The sequence below is a fragment of the Streptomyces sp. NPDC030820 genome, assembly GCF_055572075.1.
The window spans coordinates 403,796-418,950 of record NZ_JBVIEB010000005.1; the positions used below are offsets into that span (position 1 = coordinate 403,796).

The 15,155-nt window shown below is 70.5% G+C and carries 13 protein-coding genes and 3 pseudogenes; 10 read left to right on the top strand and 6 right to left on the bottom strand.

Annotation, left to right across the window (positions count from 1 at the left end):
* Positions 1-10: 10 nt before the first annotated feature.
* From ACZ418_RS16835 to ACZ418_RS16850, 4 genes are all read right to left on the bottom strand, one after another.
* Positions 11-1,564 carry a DEAD/DEAH box helicase gene (locus tag ACZ418_RS16835; protein ID WP_468362962.1) on the bottom strand — a complete coding sequence of 518 codons (1,554 nt, stop codon included), beginning with the start codon at positions 1,562-1,564 and terminating at the stop codon, positions 11-13.
* Positions 1,565-1,817: 253 nt separating this feature from the next.
* A complete protein-coding gene (locus tag ACZ418_RS16840; protein WP_007383480.1) occupies positions 1,818-2,021 on the bottom strand; it encodes a cold-shock protein in 204 nt (67 codons plus the stop codon).
* A gap of 230 nt (positions 2,022-2,251) precedes the next feature.
* Positions 2,252-2,590, bottom strand: a complete 339-nt coding sequence (locus tag ACZ418_RS16845) for a helix-turn-helix domain-containing protein (RefSeq protein ID WP_468362964.1) — start codon at positions 2,588-2,590, stop codon at positions 2,252-2,254.
* Positions 2,591-2,822: 232 nt separating this feature from the next.
* The gene (locus ACZ418_RS16850; RefSeq protein ID WP_468362966.1) at positions 2,823-4,199 is read right to left on the bottom strand and encodes a hypothetical protein; all 1,377 of its coding nucleotides are present in this window, start codon (positions 4,197-4,199) and stop codon (positions 2,823-2,825) included.
* A gap of 260 nt (positions 4,200-4,459) precedes the next feature.
* Between ACZ418_RS16850 and ACZ418_RS16855 the strand changes: the two genes are divergently transcribed.
* The 3 genes and pseudogenes from ACZ418_RS16855 to ACZ418_RS16865 form a co-directional block, all read left to right on the top strand.
* Positions 4,460-6,418, top strand: a complete 1,959-nt coding sequence (locus tag ACZ418_RS16855; protein ID WP_468362968.1) for a sensor histidine kinase — start codon at positions 4,460-4,462, stop codon at positions 6,416-6,418.
* Between the two features lie 13 nt (positions 6,419-6,431).
* Positions 6,432-6,560, top strand: a pseudogene (locus tag ACZ418_RS16860) (ABC transporter ATP-binding protein); the annotation flags it as partial.
* Positions 6,561-6,591: 31 nt separating this feature from the next.
* Positions 6,592-6,819, top strand: a pseudogene (locus tag ACZ418_RS16865) (response regulator transcription factor); the annotation flags it as partial.
* A gap of 8 nt (positions 6,820-6,827) precedes the next feature.
* On the opposite strand, the gene ACZ418_RS16870 reads toward ACZ418_RS16865, so the two are convergent.
* Both ACZ418_RS16870 and ACZ418_RS16875 read right to left on the bottom strand, forming a co-directional pair.
* Positions 6,828-7,010, bottom strand: a complete 183-nt coding sequence (locus tag ACZ418_RS16870; RefSeq protein ID WP_468362970.1) for a hypothetical protein — start codon at positions 7,008-7,010, stop codon at positions 6,828-6,830.
* Between the two features lie 112 nt (positions 7,011-7,122).
* Positions 7,123-7,677 (bottom strand): helix-turn-helix domain-containing protein, encoded by a 555-nt coding sequence (locus ACZ418_RS16875; protein WP_468362972.1) that lies wholly within the window; start codon positions 7,675-7,677, stop codon positions 7,123-7,125.
* 254 nt (positions 7,678-7,931) lie between these two features.
* Between ACZ418_RS16875 and ACZ418_RS16880 the strand changes: the two genes are divergently transcribed.
* From ACZ418_RS16880 to ACZ418_RS16910, 7 genes and pseudogenes are all read left to right on the top strand, one after another.
* Entirely contained in the window at positions 7,932-8,135 is a 204-nt protein-coding gene (locus tag ACZ418_RS16880; RefSeq protein WP_450981387.1) for a helix-turn-helix domain-containing protein, read from the top strand.
* Positions 8,136-8,280: 145 nt separating this feature from the next.
* Positions 8,281-8,880 carry a sigma-70 family RNA polymerase sigma factor gene (locus ACZ418_RS16885; RefSeq protein WP_468362974.1) on the top strand — a complete coding sequence of 200 codons (600 nt, stop codon included), beginning with the start codon at positions 8,281-8,283 and terminating at the stop codon, positions 8,878-8,880.
* The gene (locus ACZ418_RS16890) at positions 8,877-9,677 is read left to right on the top strand and encodes a BN159_2729 family protein (protein ID WP_468362976.1); all 801 of its coding nucleotides are present in this window, start codon (positions 8,877-8,879) and stop codon (positions 9,675-9,677) included. The genes ACZ418_RS16885 and ACZ418_RS16890 overlap by 4 nt, the downstream gene beginning before the upstream one ends.
* Positions 9,678-9,888: 211 nt before the next feature.
* Positions 9,889-10,560 carry a hypothetical protein gene (locus tag ACZ418_RS16895; RefSeq protein WP_468362977.1) on the top strand — a complete coding sequence of 224 codons (672 nt, stop codon included), beginning with the start codon at positions 9,889-9,891 and terminating at the stop codon, positions 10,558-10,560.
* A 155-nt stretch (positions 10,561-10,715) separates the two neighbouring features.
* Complete coding sequence (locus ACZ418_RS16900; RefSeq protein ID WP_468363216.1) at positions 10,716-12,959, top strand: bifunctional polysaccharide deacetylase/glycosyltransferase family 2 protein; 2,244 nt, start codon at positions 10,716-10,718, stop codon at positions 12,957-12,959.
* Complete coding sequence (locus tag ACZ418_RS16905; protein WP_468362978.1) at positions 12,841-14,094, top strand: acyltransferase family protein; 1,254 nt, start codon at positions 12,841-12,843, stop codon at positions 14,092-14,094. The genes ACZ418_RS16900 and ACZ418_RS16905 overlap by 119 nt, the downstream gene beginning before the upstream one ends.
* An 853-nt stretch (positions 14,095-14,947) precedes the next feature.
* A pseudogene (locus ACZ418_RS16910) lies at positions 14,948-15,155 on the top strand (hypothetical protein); the annotation flags it as partial.

Sequence of the window (15,155 nt, forward strand, 5' to 3'; positions counted from 1 at the left end):
CGTACTCGGGCTATGAGTTCTTCCGCACGGCGAAACGGCGGGCTCGGGCGGCGGTCCGGTCGGTCCCGCCGCGGCCGGCGGCCCGGCCTCTGCGGCTCCGGGCGGCGGATCCCTCGCCCTGGCGTCCAGCGTCGACCGGGGCGGCGAGGCTGACCGGCACGCCGGAGGGGGTCCGGGCGCCGGTGATGCGCTGCAGCTCGGCCTCGCCCGGGCGGATCCGGGCGGTCTGCGGGGTGATGCCGGCGTCGCTCATCAGACGGTCCACCGCGCGCCGCTGGTGCGGCAGCACGAGGGTGACGACGGTGCCGGACTCGCCGGCGCGTGCGGTACGGCCGCCGCGGTGCAGGTAGTCCTTGTGGTCGTTCGGAGGGTCGACGTTCACGACGAGGTCGAGGCCGGCGACGTGGATGCCGCGGGCGGCGACGTTCGTGGCCACCAGGACCGTGACATGGCCTTCCTTGAACTGGGCGAGCGTCCGGTTGCGCTGCTGCTGGGACTTGCCGCCGTGCAGGGCCGAGGCACGCACCCCGACGGACAGCAGATGTTTGGCGAGCCGGTCCACCGCGTGCTTGGTGTCCAGGAACATCAGCACGCGTCCGTCGCGGGCGGCGATCTCGGTCGCGGCGGAGTGCTTGTCGGCGTCGTGCACGTGCAGCAGATGGTGCTCCATGGTGGTGACGGCTCCCGCGGACGGGTCGACCGAGTGCACGACGGGGTCGTGGAGATAGCGGCGCACCAGGAGGTCGATGTTGCGGTCCAGAGTGGCCGAGAACAGCAACCGCTGGCCACGGGCGGGGACTTGGTCGAGCAGCGCGGTCACCTGCGGCATGAAGCCCATGTCCGCCATCTGGTCGGCCTCGTCCAGGACGGTGACGGCGACCTGGTCCAGCCGGCAGGCTCCCCGCTCGATGAGGTCCTTGAGCCGGCCGGGCGTGGCGACGACGACCTCGGCGCCGTCGCGCAGGGCACTCGCCTGCCGGCCGATCGACATGCCGCCCACCACGGTGGCGAGCCGCAGCCGCAGGGCGCGGGCGTACGGGGTGAGCGCGTCGGTGACCTGCTGGGCCAGTTCCCGGGTGGGGACGAGGACGAGGGCGAGCGGCCGCCGGGGCTGGGCGCGCTGCCCGTCGAGGCGGGCCAGCAGGGGCAGACCGAAGGCGAGCGTCTTGCCCGAGCCGGTACGGCCCCGGCCCAGGACGTCCCGGCCGGCCAGCGCGTTGGGCAGTGTGGCGGCCTGGATCGGGAAGGGCACGGCCACACCCTCGGCGCCGAGCGCGGCCAGCAGCCGTGCGGGCATGTCCAGCTCGGCGAACGTCTCGACGGCCGGCAGCGGTTCGGTGAGGGTGACCGGCAGGGCGAACTCCTGTCGGCGCGCGGTGGTGCGTGCGCCCTGGCCGCTCTTTCGTCCGGCGCCCGGGCGGGGAGCCTGGCGGCCCGCCCCCTGCGTACGGAAGCGGCCGCCGGAAGCGGTGCCTGTCGAGAGGGTGGAGCCTGCCGAACGCGTGGACCTTCGGTCCGCGCGGAAGCCACCGGAAGTGCCTCCGGTGCGACGGGTGCGGTTCATGGAGGAACCTTCCTCGATGCGGCGTATCGAGGAATTCCGTCCAGCGGCTATGGCCGCACCGGGATTCGCAAGAATGAGCCGAAGAAAAAAGAAGAGCCGGGCCTCGTGGCGCTGTGGCCGGGACAGCCGGCGGTCCGGGAAAACCCGGAAACCCGGAAACCGGGAAAACCAATGGGCTGGGGCCCGCACCCCAAGAGCGCGGGCCCCAGCCTCATGATGCGCGAACCACTGGCTCGCGACGGTCGCGTCAGCGTCAGGCGGGAACGATGTTCTCGGCCTGCGGGCCCTTCTGGCCCTGCGTGACGTCGAAGGTCACCTTCTGGCCTTCCTGAAGCTCGCGGAAGCCGGAGGTGGCGATGTTCGAGTAGTGGGCGAACACGTCAGCGCCGCCGCCGTCCTGCTCGATGAAGCCGAAGCCCTTTTCCGCGTTGAACCACTTCACGGTGCCAGATGCCATATTGAATCTCCCTTGGGGGGCAGTGCCGGACTCCGCACTCTGCGGAGCCGAGTCGCCGCGATGATCACCCCTCCGGAAAGATCCGGAAAGCTCTGCAAAGACAAAAATCTCTGGCAACCAAAACTGCAACTGCTATCACGCTAACACAGTCGGCTGGCAGCGTGAATGCGTTTTCCGGGGTGTCCGGTGATTCTCGCTCCGGCGCGCTCCGTAATTCTGCAGTGGCGGGACTAGATATCCGCGTCGCGCTCGTCCAGCTTTCTGCGCATTTCCCGGTTCAGCCGAAGGGCGTCGTCGAGCTGGTCCTCCAGGGAGATGATGCGGCACGCGGCCTCGATGGGAGTGCCCTGGTCGACCAGTTCACGGGCGCGGGCGGCGACGCGCAGCTGGTGGCGGGAGTACCGGCGGTGGCCGCCTTCCGAACGCAGGGGGCTGATCAGTCCGGCCTCGCCGACGGCCCGGAGGAAGGCGGGGGTGGTGCCGAGAACGTCCGCGGCCCGCCCCATGGTGTAGGCGGGGTAGTCGTCGTCGTCGAGGTTGCCGGCGGCAGAGGCGTTCTCGGCGGGCATGGCACCTTCGTTTCGGGGGACGCGGCGTGGCACCCGCGCTCCGAAGACCCAGCGCCATCTGCCTCGTCCGACAACCCTAACGCCGCGGGGCGGGCAGATGTGGCCTCGCCGTGACAGTTTTCCGTGTACGGCCGGACCAGCCGTCGTAGGCCCACGCCACCCACCGATCCCGAGCGGTGCCGTTTCCTGCCGCACGCTTGCCATACGGCAGGAAGACAGCGGCGCCAGGGACTCAGTCGGAGGTGATGTCGACCGTGACCGTGCCGTAGGCACTGGCGTGCCGTGCGTCGCCCCCGTACTGGACGGTGTACTGGACATTGCCCTTGGCCCTGGGCCGGTCGGTGTAGCTGAACGTGCCGTCGGCGGCGACGGGCGCGGACCCGATCAGCGTGCCCTCACCTGCCGTGGGGTCGTCGAGCCGCCAGATGTCGACGGTGCTCCCCGCGCCGAATCCCACGCGCGCTTCGAGCTTTCCGGTGAGGGTGAGGTCCTGGTTCCGGGGCGACGAAGCGGGTGCCTGCACGGTGACGCTGGTGGCGACCTGCGGGTGGTTCAGGACCTGCAGCGTCGGGGACGAGGAGTTGCTTGCCTCGGTGACGGCGAAGATCCGGCTGCCGTCCGGAGCCCAGGCCAGACCGGCGGACTCGAGGGTGGTGGTGGCGTAGTCGGAGGGCGGCGGGAAGTCCCAGGCCGCGAAGGCCGTGGAGTTGCCCGGCGTGAACAGCTGGACGTCGGGGCCGGAGGGCCCGTAGACGCCCGCCGCGACCGTGCCGTCGGGCGCGACGGCCACCGCGTCGGGAGACCAGCCGGTGGTGTAGATCCCGTCGTCCGACAGGTCGGACGTGCGCAACACCTGGTGGTAATGGGCCGCGGCGCAGGCGATGACGACCTGTCCGGCGTCCGGCGTCAGGGCGAGGTCCTGCAGGCTCTCGCATCCGTCCGGCCCCGGATTGACGCGCTTGGCCGTTGCGCCGGCCTGGCCGGTGCTCACGTCGTACACCGCCACCGTGGCGTAGTTGCCGTCGGACTCGGCGGCGACGAGGGTGTCCGGATGCTGCGGCGTGGCTGCCAGGAGCGGCGCGTCGCGGAACGTGTCGAGGCCCTGGCTCCGGGTGACGACCGGCTGCGCGCCGTTCAGGTCCAGGGAGCCGAGGGCACCGTGCCAGGTGTCGATGCTGTAGCCGAACCAGATCTTCCCGCCGGCCAGCGCGAGGGAGGTCGGGCCGGCGTAGGCGCCCGCTCCGGTACCGGTGTCGTACCGGGCGGTCTCCTGCAGCGTGGCGGTGTCGATCGCGGCGATGGCGCCGGCGTCGCGGAGTGCCACGTACAGCGTGCCGGAGTCGCTGGAAAGCTGCATTCCCCAGGCGCCGGCCTCACCGCTGAACTGCTTCACGACCTGGCCGGCGTAGTCCGTCACCACCACGTTGCCACCGACCGGGTCGCTGATGAACACGTGCTGATGAGCCGCGTCGACAGCGATGTCACGATACGAGCCGATCGGCAGTGGGGTACTGGTGTCTGCGGCGGCCGTGGCCGTTCCGAAGCCGAGGAGCGAGAGGCCCAGGGCGGCGGAGAGTGCTGCTCTTGCTGCGAACTGTCTGGTGCGCAAGTATCCGGTCGCTTCCTTCAGTAGGACGTCTGCAGGTGAGCTGTGCAGCAGGCAACGAGCAGGGCGGTCGGGCCAGTTGCTCGTCACCGCCGTGTCTTGATCAACAGGGGACACTTGTCCAGCGCAAGGACCCGGCCGGACGTCACACACGCACGGCGCGCCGCTCACAGCTGCTGCCCGTGCCGGGTGAGCACCTGTGAATCGACGTCTTACGCAAGGGAAACCAGGCGCCTGCCCGGCCGCCCCTAGCCTCGCGGGGCATGAGGGGGAACCGAATCCGCCGACCTGACCACTCCGTCCGCATTCCCGGCTGGGGCTCCATCCGAGGCCGTATGGCGATCGTCCTCGCGGTACCCACCTGTCTGCTCCTCGCCCTGACCGGGCTGGGCGTCGCCGACCGCGCCCAGGACTGGTCCGCCTCACGGGCCACGGAGTCCCAGGTCGGCGTCCTGCTGCGGGAACAGGACCTGGTCCGTGAGCTCCAGCGTGAACGTGGCCTCACCAACGGCCTGTTGAGCGGCGCCGAACAGTACCGCGACGACGTCCGCGGCCAGCGGGCGCGCACCGACGACGCGCGTACGTCCCTGAGGGCGGCGCTCGCGGAGGAGGGCGGCGATCTGCCCGGGGCCGCGGCCTCCGCCTTACGCCGGGCCCAGCTTCCGCTCGCCGGCCTCATCGCGACCCGTACCGCCGTCGACACCGGCACCGCCGACCGCACCGCCACTCTCCGCTTCTACACCAGGGCCGTCACCGCGCTGATCGACGCCGAGGGCGCCGGCGCGCCCGACGGCGATCGCCGTATCGCGCAAGGCGTGCAGGCGCTGCAGGCCCTGGCACGGGCCACGGAGGCGGTGGCTCTCGAACGCGGCTCCCTGAACGGTGTCTTCGCGGCCCGGCGATTCCGCTCCGGCGAGTACCTCGACTTCACCGACATCCGCGCCACGCGGGTCGCCGCCCTCGGCCAGTTCCGCCAACTCGCCGACAGTGCCGAGAAGTCGTCCCTCGACCACGCCTTCGCAACGGCTGCCGCCCGACGCGTCACCGGGTACGAGGCCAAGGCCGAGGCCGGCGCCGACGGCTCGTCCCTCGATGTCGACCCCACCCGCTGGTGGGCCGACATGACGACGCTCGTCGACGCTCTGCACGGTGTGCAGAAACAGGTCGGTGACGACGTACGGGCACGAGCGGACCAGGTCGGCGGCGCGGCCACCCGGGAACTCATCGGCTTCCTGGCGCTGGGCGCGTCGATCCTCGCCGTGGCCTGCGCACTCGCCCTGTTCTCCGCCCGCTCGATCACCCGCCCCCTCGGTGCCCTGGCCGACGAGGCCGACGCGGTCGCCGGCACCAGGCTGCCGGAGGTGGTCACGCACATCCAGGAGGCCGACCCCGACACCCCGTTGCCCGCAGAGCCCGAGGTGGCCGAAGTCCCCGGCACCGCACGGGAGATCACCCGGCTGGCCGCCGCTCTGCGCAACGTCGAGCGCACCGCCGTGGGCCTCGCCGTCGAACAGGCCGTCCTGCGCCGCAACAGCACCGAGTCCCTGGCCAGTCTCGGCCGCCGCAACCAGGCGCTCCTCAGCCGCCAGCTCGGCCTGATCACCACTCTGGAGAGCCAGGAACTCGACCCGGACGCCCTCGCCGAACTCTTCGAACTCGACCATCTGGCCACGCGCATGCGCCGCAACGCCGAGTCCCTGCTCGTCCTCGCCGGCGAGGAGCCCCCGGCCCGCCGCTGGCCCGGCACGGTCACCGTCACCGAGGTGGTGCAGTCGGCCGTCTCCGAGGTCGAGCAGTACCAGCGGGTCGCCGTCACCGACATCGAACAGTGCCGCGTCCGTGGCCACTGCGTCGCCGAACTCTCGCATCTGCTGGCCGAGTTGGTGGAGAACGCGCTCATGTTCAGCCCGCCCCAGCAGCCCGTCGCGGTGTACGGCTGGCGGGACGGCGGCGAGTACTGCCTCGCCGTGGTCGACCGGGGAATCGGGATGACGGCGGAGCGCATGGCCCAGGCCAACGCACTGCTGTCCGGAAAGGCCGGCCCGCTGCTCACCGCGCCCACCCGGTTCCTGGGCCACCACGTCGTCGGCGCGCTCGCGACCCGCCTCGGCGCCCATGTCGAACTCCGCCCCACGGAGGGCTCGGGCGTCACGGCGTACGTCGCCCTGCCCACCGGGCTCGTCCACCAACCGGACGCCTCGACCACCGCAGCAGCCACATGAGCGCCCACCGGTGGCCCGGCACCAGGCGCCGCTGCCGGAGGTCGGGGCGCTGCTGGAGGCGAAGTCGATCCACCCGGGCCGCTCGGCCTACAACCACCTCCGTGCGCTCGCGCTGACCCACGGCATTCCGCGCAGCCGGGTTCGCCCGGCTCGTACCACCGGGCGGCGACGGCTCCGCCGAGGATCCGCGCCTGAGCGCCCTCACCGACCGCGAACGCGAGATCCTCGTCGCCATCGGCAAGGGCTGGACCAACGGCGAGATCGCCACGCGTTTCGTCCTGTCGGAGTCCACGGTGAAGACGCATGTCGGCCGCGTCCTGGCCAAGATCGGCGCACGCGACCGCATCCAGGCGGTGATCTTCGCCTACGACCACGGCCTGGCCCGAGCCCACTCGGACTGAGCGGCGGGTCACGTCGGCAGTGATCTGGAGGGCTTCGTCAGGCGCTCCGCGAGTAAACCCGACGCATCATCGGTGAACTCCTCCTCGTTGACCCAGACGATGCCGACCTCACCCTCCGGCGCGTCGATGACCACCTTCGCACCGTGCGGGATGCCCCGGACTCGCTCCACACGCCATTCTCTGGTCTCCATGCGGACACCCCATCCCAGATACCCGTTGCGGTCATACCCCGCCAGAGGTAGACGGAATGGAACCACGCAGATACGGCGCGTGTGTAGCGATTGGTTGAAAATCCTCAGATGTCTATTTATCGAGAGAGTCACCATCGCCCGCGAGGCCGCGCAGCCGGCGTTGCACACGCGTCCATTCCCGGATGTCCTCGGCCTTCTCGGCCCTGTCCTCCGGGGCCTGCTCGGGATCGCGCGTCGCGAAGACGATCAGACGCATGCCCTTGCGCTTCAACTCGATGACGTCGGTGTCCACGAGCTCCCCGTCAGCGAGTTCGTGCTGGATGCGGGCCGGGAGCCGTGAGACGAACCCGGCGGCGTCCCCGGAGGCGGATGCCCCGGCCGCGGCGTCCGGGGCGGATATGCCGGAGTCCGTCACCAGGGTCGGAGTACCGCCCTCCAGGACCGTCCTGGCGCTTCCGGGTGCCCAGCCGAGAGCCCGTTCGATCTTGTCGATGGTGAGCGGCATGGTCTTGTAGCCGTCGCTGGACTCGGCGCGCTGCACAGTGGAGTAGCCGATGCCCGCCGCTTCCGCGAGGTCTTCCTGTCTCCAGCCGCGCGCCTTGCGTGCATCACGGATGGCCGCCGCGAGGCGCTTCCAGTCTCGGGGAGTGGTGGTCACAGTCGTCATGATGCCTCACCGTATGGCAACACCTACAGATACTTTCAAGCTGTTGACCAGTAACGAGTCTGTGTGTGGGCCAGTAAGGCGTTGCCTGGCGGATTCAGCCTCACCAGTGACACGTTCATCTCATCGGTGACCGTTCATGTGACACCTCCGTGCGGTCGACAAGCCTGGTCAACGCCTCACGGTGATGTATTCCCGCCTCTCGGGATTGCATTCACTCCTTGCGGTGAGGTGTCTCCCTCGCTACTCTCCTCCCCGTGACACCTAACGGAGCCACAATTCGTGCCTTTCGTGAGGCGCGCGGGCATTCGCTCAGGAGCCTTGCAAGCCTCACGGATAGGCATCCGAGCACCATCATGCGCATCGAAGAAGGATGCCGGGGTACGACCCCCGAAACCCTGAGGCGGATCGCCGCAGCGCTGCAGATCCCCGTCGAGGCCATCACCAGGGAGGGGCCGTGAGCGAGGAATCGTTCCTGTCCCGTCGGGTGGGCGGTGGCGGGCCGCGCGGGGGAGGGGACCGAGAACGGCGGTCTCCCGGGCGTCGGCAGGGCCGGCCGTACCCCGCGCCTCCTCGCCGATGCCCAAGCCGAACGGAGACAGTCAAGTGACTCATGCCTGGGCCGAGACCGGTCCGCTGAGAGGGCTGGAGCCCGAGCTCATCACCCGAGCGCGAAGCGGCGACCGGAAGGCGTTCGCGGCCTTGTACCGCCAGCACCGTGACACGGTCTACGCCGGCATCGTCCGCCGGGTACGCAACCGGGACCTCGCGGAAGACCTCACCCAGGAGGTGTTCGTGCGGGCGCTGCGCCGTATCGAGACCTTCACCTGGCAGGGAAAGAACATCGACGCCTGGCTGCTGACGATCGCCCGGAACCTGATCGCCGACCACTACACCTCCAGCCGGGCGCGGCGCGAGGTGACCACCGGCGAGTTCGGCGAGTGGGGCGAGTGGGACGGCAATGCCGAGGACACCGTGCTCCACAGTGTCCTGGCCGCGGAGGCGCGCAAGGTCGTCGGCGACGCGCTGCCCCTGCTCAACCCGCACCAGCGCACCTGCCTCCGGCTCAGGTTCCTCGAGGAGCTGTCCGTCCCCGAGACGGCCCGGGTGATGGGCCGGCAGCCCAACGCGGTCAGGTCGCTCCAGCACCGGGCCATGCGCAACCTGACCGAACTCGTCCGGGAGACCTGGGCGGTGGGAGCGTGACGCAGGAGGGGAGCATCCGAGCGGCCGCCACGGTCATCCGTGAGTGCTTCGCGAACTTCGAGGCGGAGGTGGCGGTCAGGCTCGCACTGGCGCTGGACACCGACACCGTGTCGTGGCCGCTTTCCGGGGGGTCCGAAGCGAAGCGAAGGCCGCGCTGGGCGCGGGCGTATGACACGGTGATCCTGTGGCAGACCCCGGCCCTCGCCGGGCAACCGGACGCCGAGCCGGTGAGCTCGCTGGAGGCCGAAGCCGTCGCGTGGCAGGCGAAGTGCGCCCAGGCGAAGGCCGTCTGGGCCTCGCTGGGGGTGCAGTTCCACGGCCACCGGCCGGAGGTCATGGCCATCGAATGGGACCGCGACCGCGTGGTGGTCTGCATCAAGGCAGTGACCCTGGCCGACTGGGACTTCTGGCTCGCCGTCATCGGGGCACCGGTGGACGCCGACACCCGGCAGGCCGGCTATGCGCAACTGGCTTTCGGCCAACTGGACGGCGTGCCGGTGCATCTGGTCGCGCACGACGTACCGCGTCTGCTCAACGAGGCATGGCACGCGGCCCGTGAACCGTACTTCCTGTGGGGCCGCGTCTACGACCTGGCACGGTCGCTGACCGACCGCAACGGCGACACCTGGCACCACCGACGATTCCGGCCCGAGGACCACGTCCCTCTGCTGTGGCGGGGCGACCACGACGAGCCCTCGGCCCTGACGTGCCTGATCCGTGAGGCCGGTCCGCTGACCGCCGGGGCCGATCGCTGCGCCCCCGACCCGGCGGGCGCCGAGGACGGCGGCGACGCGTGAGCCTGGCATCCCCCTCATACTCCGGAGAGCACCTGGCACTTCTTGCCCGGTCGAGCCGGGTGCTCTCCGGACCTGTGCCCGCATGGGGCACACGGGCCGCACCGCGCCGCCCCCGTCCAAGCGGTGCGGCCCACTCATCCGCCTCACGACGGCCGGCAGCGTGGCGCCGTGGCCGTGTCCGTGGGCGACCGACGCGGTGGTAGGGCGCGGCGTGGACAACCGATTGCTCCAGCCCGCCAAGGGCACCTCCGGCGACTTGCCCGGCTGCGAAGGACCCGTCTTCGTCGACGCGTCCGGGCGGCGCAGCCGCCGCTTCCGCCGCCTCGGCATCGCCGTCGGTCTCACCTGCGCGGCCTATCCCGCCGTCATCCTCGCCACCCTCCTGTCGGGCAACTCCGGTGCGCCCTGGCTGCCGGTGCCCGACCGGGACGCCGGCACGTCGGCCGGCCGGGTCGACACCTCGCCGCGGCCTTCCGCCCCGGCCGGGCCGTCCCGCTCGCGGAGCGACTCGGCCGAGCCGGTCCGCTCCGCGAGCCGCGCTTTCCTACCCGGCGCCCCGGCCCGGCACCGTACGACCCCGCCGGCGGGCGCGACCGCCCTGCCCGGCCCCTCGGGCAGCCCGGTCACGCCGGGGGCATCCACCGTCCCGAAACCGTCGACGAGTTCCGTCAAGCCCACCTCCGGCCGCACCACCGATGCCCCGGACCCCGACCCGTCCAGCCCGGCCGGCTCCTCGCCGGACCCCACCACGTCCGACGGCGGTGGCACACCCGGCCCGAGCCCGTCCACGGTGTACGACGGCTCCGTGGCCGGCGGTTCCGTCCGTCCCGTACCCGTCGGAGCCGGCTCCACCGGCCTTTCGTCCCCGGAGAACGTCCGCTGATGGCACCCAGCCCCGGCCTCTGCGCTTCCGCAACGAAGAACACGCAGAAGAACACGCAGAAGAACACACGGAAGAACACACGGAAGAACGCACGGAAGAACGCGCGGAAGAACGCGCGGAAGAACGCAGCGAGCGTCCGGCGCGCCCGGCTGCGCATGCGCCTCCTACTGCCCCTGCTGGTCCTCCTCGCCATGGTGGCGATGCTGATGCTGCGCGGGTATGTGCACAGCGAGATCCTCGCCGACTACCGCGTCCGTTCCGAGGCCGCCACCGACAAGGTTCCGGAGAGCGTTCTCGAGGGCGGCCCGGTCATCGACACCCGCAACGGGCGCACGACCAGCCTGCGCGTCCCCGACCACCGTCTCGTCCTCACCTTCGACGACGGCCCGGACCCCACCTGGACCCCCAAGGTGCTCGACGTGCTGAAGGAGTACCACGCGCACGCGGTCTTCTTCGTCACCGGCACCATGACCTCGCAGCACCCGGGCCTCGTCCGCCGCATGGTGGCCGAGGGCCACGAGGTCGGCCTGCACACCTTCGACCACCCCGACCTCTCCTACCAGTCCAGACGGCGCATCGACTGGGAGCTGTCCCAGAGCCAGCTCGCGCTCACCGGGGCGGCCGGCATCCGCTCGTCGCTGTTCCGGCCGCCGTACTGCTCCTTCCCCGATGCCATGGACAACGCGTCCTGGCCGGTGACGAAGTACGTCGGCACCCGCGGCTACCTCACCGTCGTCAACGACATCGACAGCGAGGACTGGCGGAAGCCGGGCGTCGACCGGATCATCCGCCGGGCCACCCCCGAGCGCGGCAAGGGCGCGATCGTCCTCATGCACGACGCCGGTGGCGACCGCCACCAGACCGTCGAGGCGCTGGCCGAGTTACTGCCCCGGCTGCAGGCCGAGGGCTACCGGTTCCAGAACCTCGGCGAGGCGCTCCACGCGCCCAGCGCGAACACCCCGGTGTCCGGCGTGAAGCTGTGGCAGGGCAAGGCGTGGATCTTCCTGGTCCGGGTCTCGGACGGCATCACCGACGGCCTCGTGGTCGGACTGGTGGTCATCGGCGTACTGGTCCTCACCCGCATCGGTCTGCTGCTCCTGCTGTCGGGCGTGCATGCCCGCCGCGTACGCCGCGAGGACTTCCGCTGGGGTCCGGTCCCGGTCACCGAACGGGTGTCGGTGCTGGTGCCGGCGTACAACGAGGCCACATGCATCGAGAAGACCGTCCGTTCCCTGATGGCGAGCGAGCACCCGATCGAGGTGGTCGTCGTCGACGACGGGTCCAGCGACGGCACGGCCCGCATCGTGGAGGACCTGCGGCTGCCGGACGTGCGCGTCGTGCGTCAGCCCAACACGGGCAAGGCCGCGGCGCTGAACAGGGGCCTTGCGGTCGCCCGTCATGACCTGGTGGTGATGATGGACGGCGACACGGTGTTCGAACCGTCCACCGTGCGCGAACTGGTGCAGCCCTTCGCGAACCCCCAGGTGGGCGCGGTCGCCGGTAACGTCAAGGTCGGCAACAAGGACTCCCTGATCGGCGCCTGGCAGCACGTCGAGTATGTGATCGGCTTCAATCTGGACCGCAGGATGTACGACGTCCTGCGCTGCATGCCGACGATTCCGGGCGCGGTCGGGGCCTTCCGGCGGTCGGCACTGGAAGGCGTCGGCGGCATGAGCGACGACACGCTCGCCGAGGACACCGACATCACGATGGCCCTGCACCGGCACGGCTGGCGGGTGGTGTACGCGGAGAAGGCTCGTGCCTGGACCGAGGCCCCCCAGTCCGTACGGCAGTTGTGGTCGCAGCGCTACCGCTGGTCCTACGGCACGATGCAGGCGATCTGGAAGCACCGTCGCGCCCTCGTCGACAGGGGCCCGTCGGGCCGTTTCGGGCGCATCGGTCTGCCGCTTGTCTCCCTGTTCACGGTCGTGGCCCCGCTGCTGGCACCGCTGATCGACGTGTTCCTTCTGTACGGCGTGGTCTTCGGGCCCACACAGAAGACGCTTGTCGCCTGGCTGGGCGTCCTGGCGGTCCAGGCGGCCGGTGCGGCCTACGCGTTCCGGCTCGACCGGGAGAAGATGACGCACCTCATCTCCCTCCCGCTCCAGCAGATCCTCTATCGGCAACTGATGTATGTGGTCCTGCTTCAGTCCTGGATCACCGCACTCACCGGAGGCCGCCTGCGCTGGCAGAAGTTGCGGCGCACGGGCGTGGTGCAGGTCCCCGGCGCGGTCCCGCGGCAGCAGGCGCGCGAAGCAGGAGCGATCGGAGGTCCGTCGGATGACGACACACGAGTACGTGGCGAAGGTGGCCTCGCCCCTGAGTCCACCAGGGCACGCCCCGCAGGCGGGCCCGGCGCGGCCCGCCCCCGCTCCGGCCGCGTGGAAGCCGGTCCGTGACCGCTACCTGGACCTGCTCCGCTCGATCGCCCTGGTCCGGGTGGTGGTCTACCACCTCTTCGGCTGGGCCTGGCTGTCGATCCTGTTCCCGTCCATGGGTGTGATGTTCGCGCTGGCGGGCTCGTTGACGGCGCGCTCGCTGAACCGTCCGGCACGGGACGTGATCAGGAGCCGGCTCCACCGCCTGCTGCCCCCGCTGTGGGTGTTCGGCGCGGTGGTGCTGGTACTGATGTGCGCGGACGGCTGGAACCCGGTGAAGGACCCGGACCACGGCGGGACCTGGGGCCTGCTCGGACTCCTCGACTACGTCGTTCCGATCGGCACCCCGCCGTACCCCGCGCACCTCGGTTCCAACTCCGGCCTGCTGGAGGACACATGGGCGGCCCAGGCGGTGGGTCCGCTGTGGTACCTGCGCGCGTATCTGTGGTTCGTCGTCGCGTCCCCGCTGCTGCTGTGGGCGTTCCGCCGCGCCCCGTGGGTGACGCTGCTGGCACCGCCGGCACTGACGGCCGTCGTCGGCACGGGCCTGGTCACCATTCCCGGTGCGACGGGGGACGCGGTGACCGACTTCGTGGTGTACGGCGGCTGCTGGGTCCTGGGCTTCGCCCACCACGAGGGAATGCTGAAGCGGATCCCGCAGTATGCGGTGGTGTCCTGCTCGGTCCCGGTGATGGTGTTCGGTCTGTGGTGGGCCTCGGGTCATCCGGGCCCCGACGGATGGGATCTGAACGACATCCCCCTGGCCCAGGCGGTGTGGTCGTTCGGGTTCGTGGCGATCCTGCTCCGGTACTCCCCGTCGTGGCAGGAGCTGCCGGGTCGGCTGGCGCGCTGGGACAAGCTGGTGACGCTGTCGAACAACCGTGCCGTCACGGTCTACCTGTGGCACAACCTGCTGATCGTGGCCACGGTGCCGATCATCGACCAGGCGTACAACCTGCCGTTCCTGCAGAGCGACACCGCGGCGGCGGCGCTCGACACGACGTACACGCTGTGGATGTTCGTCCTGGTCTGGCCCCTGATCGCCGTCGCGACCCTCGCGTTCGGCGCGATCGAGGACATCGCGGCGAGGCGGACTCCTCGGCTGTGGCCGGACGGAACCAGAAGACCGGCCGGACGACACGCCCGCCGGGCCTAGCCTCGCCCTGCCGGCCGCGGCGGACGCGAGCCGGCAGACCGGGGTCGCCCGTCGACAGTGCCGCGGTCACCGCGTGCGGGTACAGGAAGGGGCCGCCGCCCTCGGTGAGCAGGTCGTTCATGAGGGCCGATCAGGGCGGTCCGGTCGAGGTGGACCGGTCGGCGCCCGTCGAAGGGCACCCGGTAGGTCCGGGCGGAGTGTGTTCCGGCGCACTTCGAGGGGCCGGGACGTACACCGTCGAAGACCGAGCCGCTCCTGCCGGCGGAACTCGACCACGTCGCCACGCGAGAGCTCGGGCGGGAGGCCGCCGTCAGCGTCAAGCATTGGATCCCGACCTCGCCGACGCGGTGAACGTCGCGCCGGCCGCGGACTACGATCTGCCGCTGTGACGGGCTGCATCCACGGCCTGAACACCGCCCCTGAGCCGTGGCACCCGGACGCCCACCCGGAGCGACAGCCGGGCCACCGGCCTGCCAGCGGAACTGACGGACCGTCATGTCGATTTGAGGCTGATTACTTTATCGCCTGGCCTCAAGAAGCGCCATCGGCGCTGAGCCGCCTGTCGCAGACATGCCAGCGTCTGGCCTAACTCCGCAGGTCGAACCGTTATCCCATGCGGTTCGCACGGAAAGCGTGATGAGGCTGGATGCGGCTCAACGTTTGCATCCTCGAACCAATCGGACAGTTTCCTCGGCTATGCGAGGAGAGAGGACGCAAGATGTTCCCGAAACGCAAGGCGACGCGCAACTGGCGCCAAGACGAGGGTGCTCCCTCGCATCACCCCCTCCTGGGTGCGAGGGCGGCGGCCCTGATCATGCTCGGCAGCGGGATGGTAGGTCTCTGGTCAGCGCCCATGGCGCACGCCGAAGGTCATGATTCGCTCAAGACCTTCCGCTCAAGCGGTAGCTTCACCGTCCACGAGGGTGACGAAGACGGTGGCTCTGCCGAGGACCGGGCGGGCTCCAAGGGTGACGAAGACGGTGGCTCTGCCGAGGACCGGGCGGGCTCCAAGGGTGACGAAGACGGTGGCTCTGCCGAGGACCGGGCGGGCTCCAAGGGTG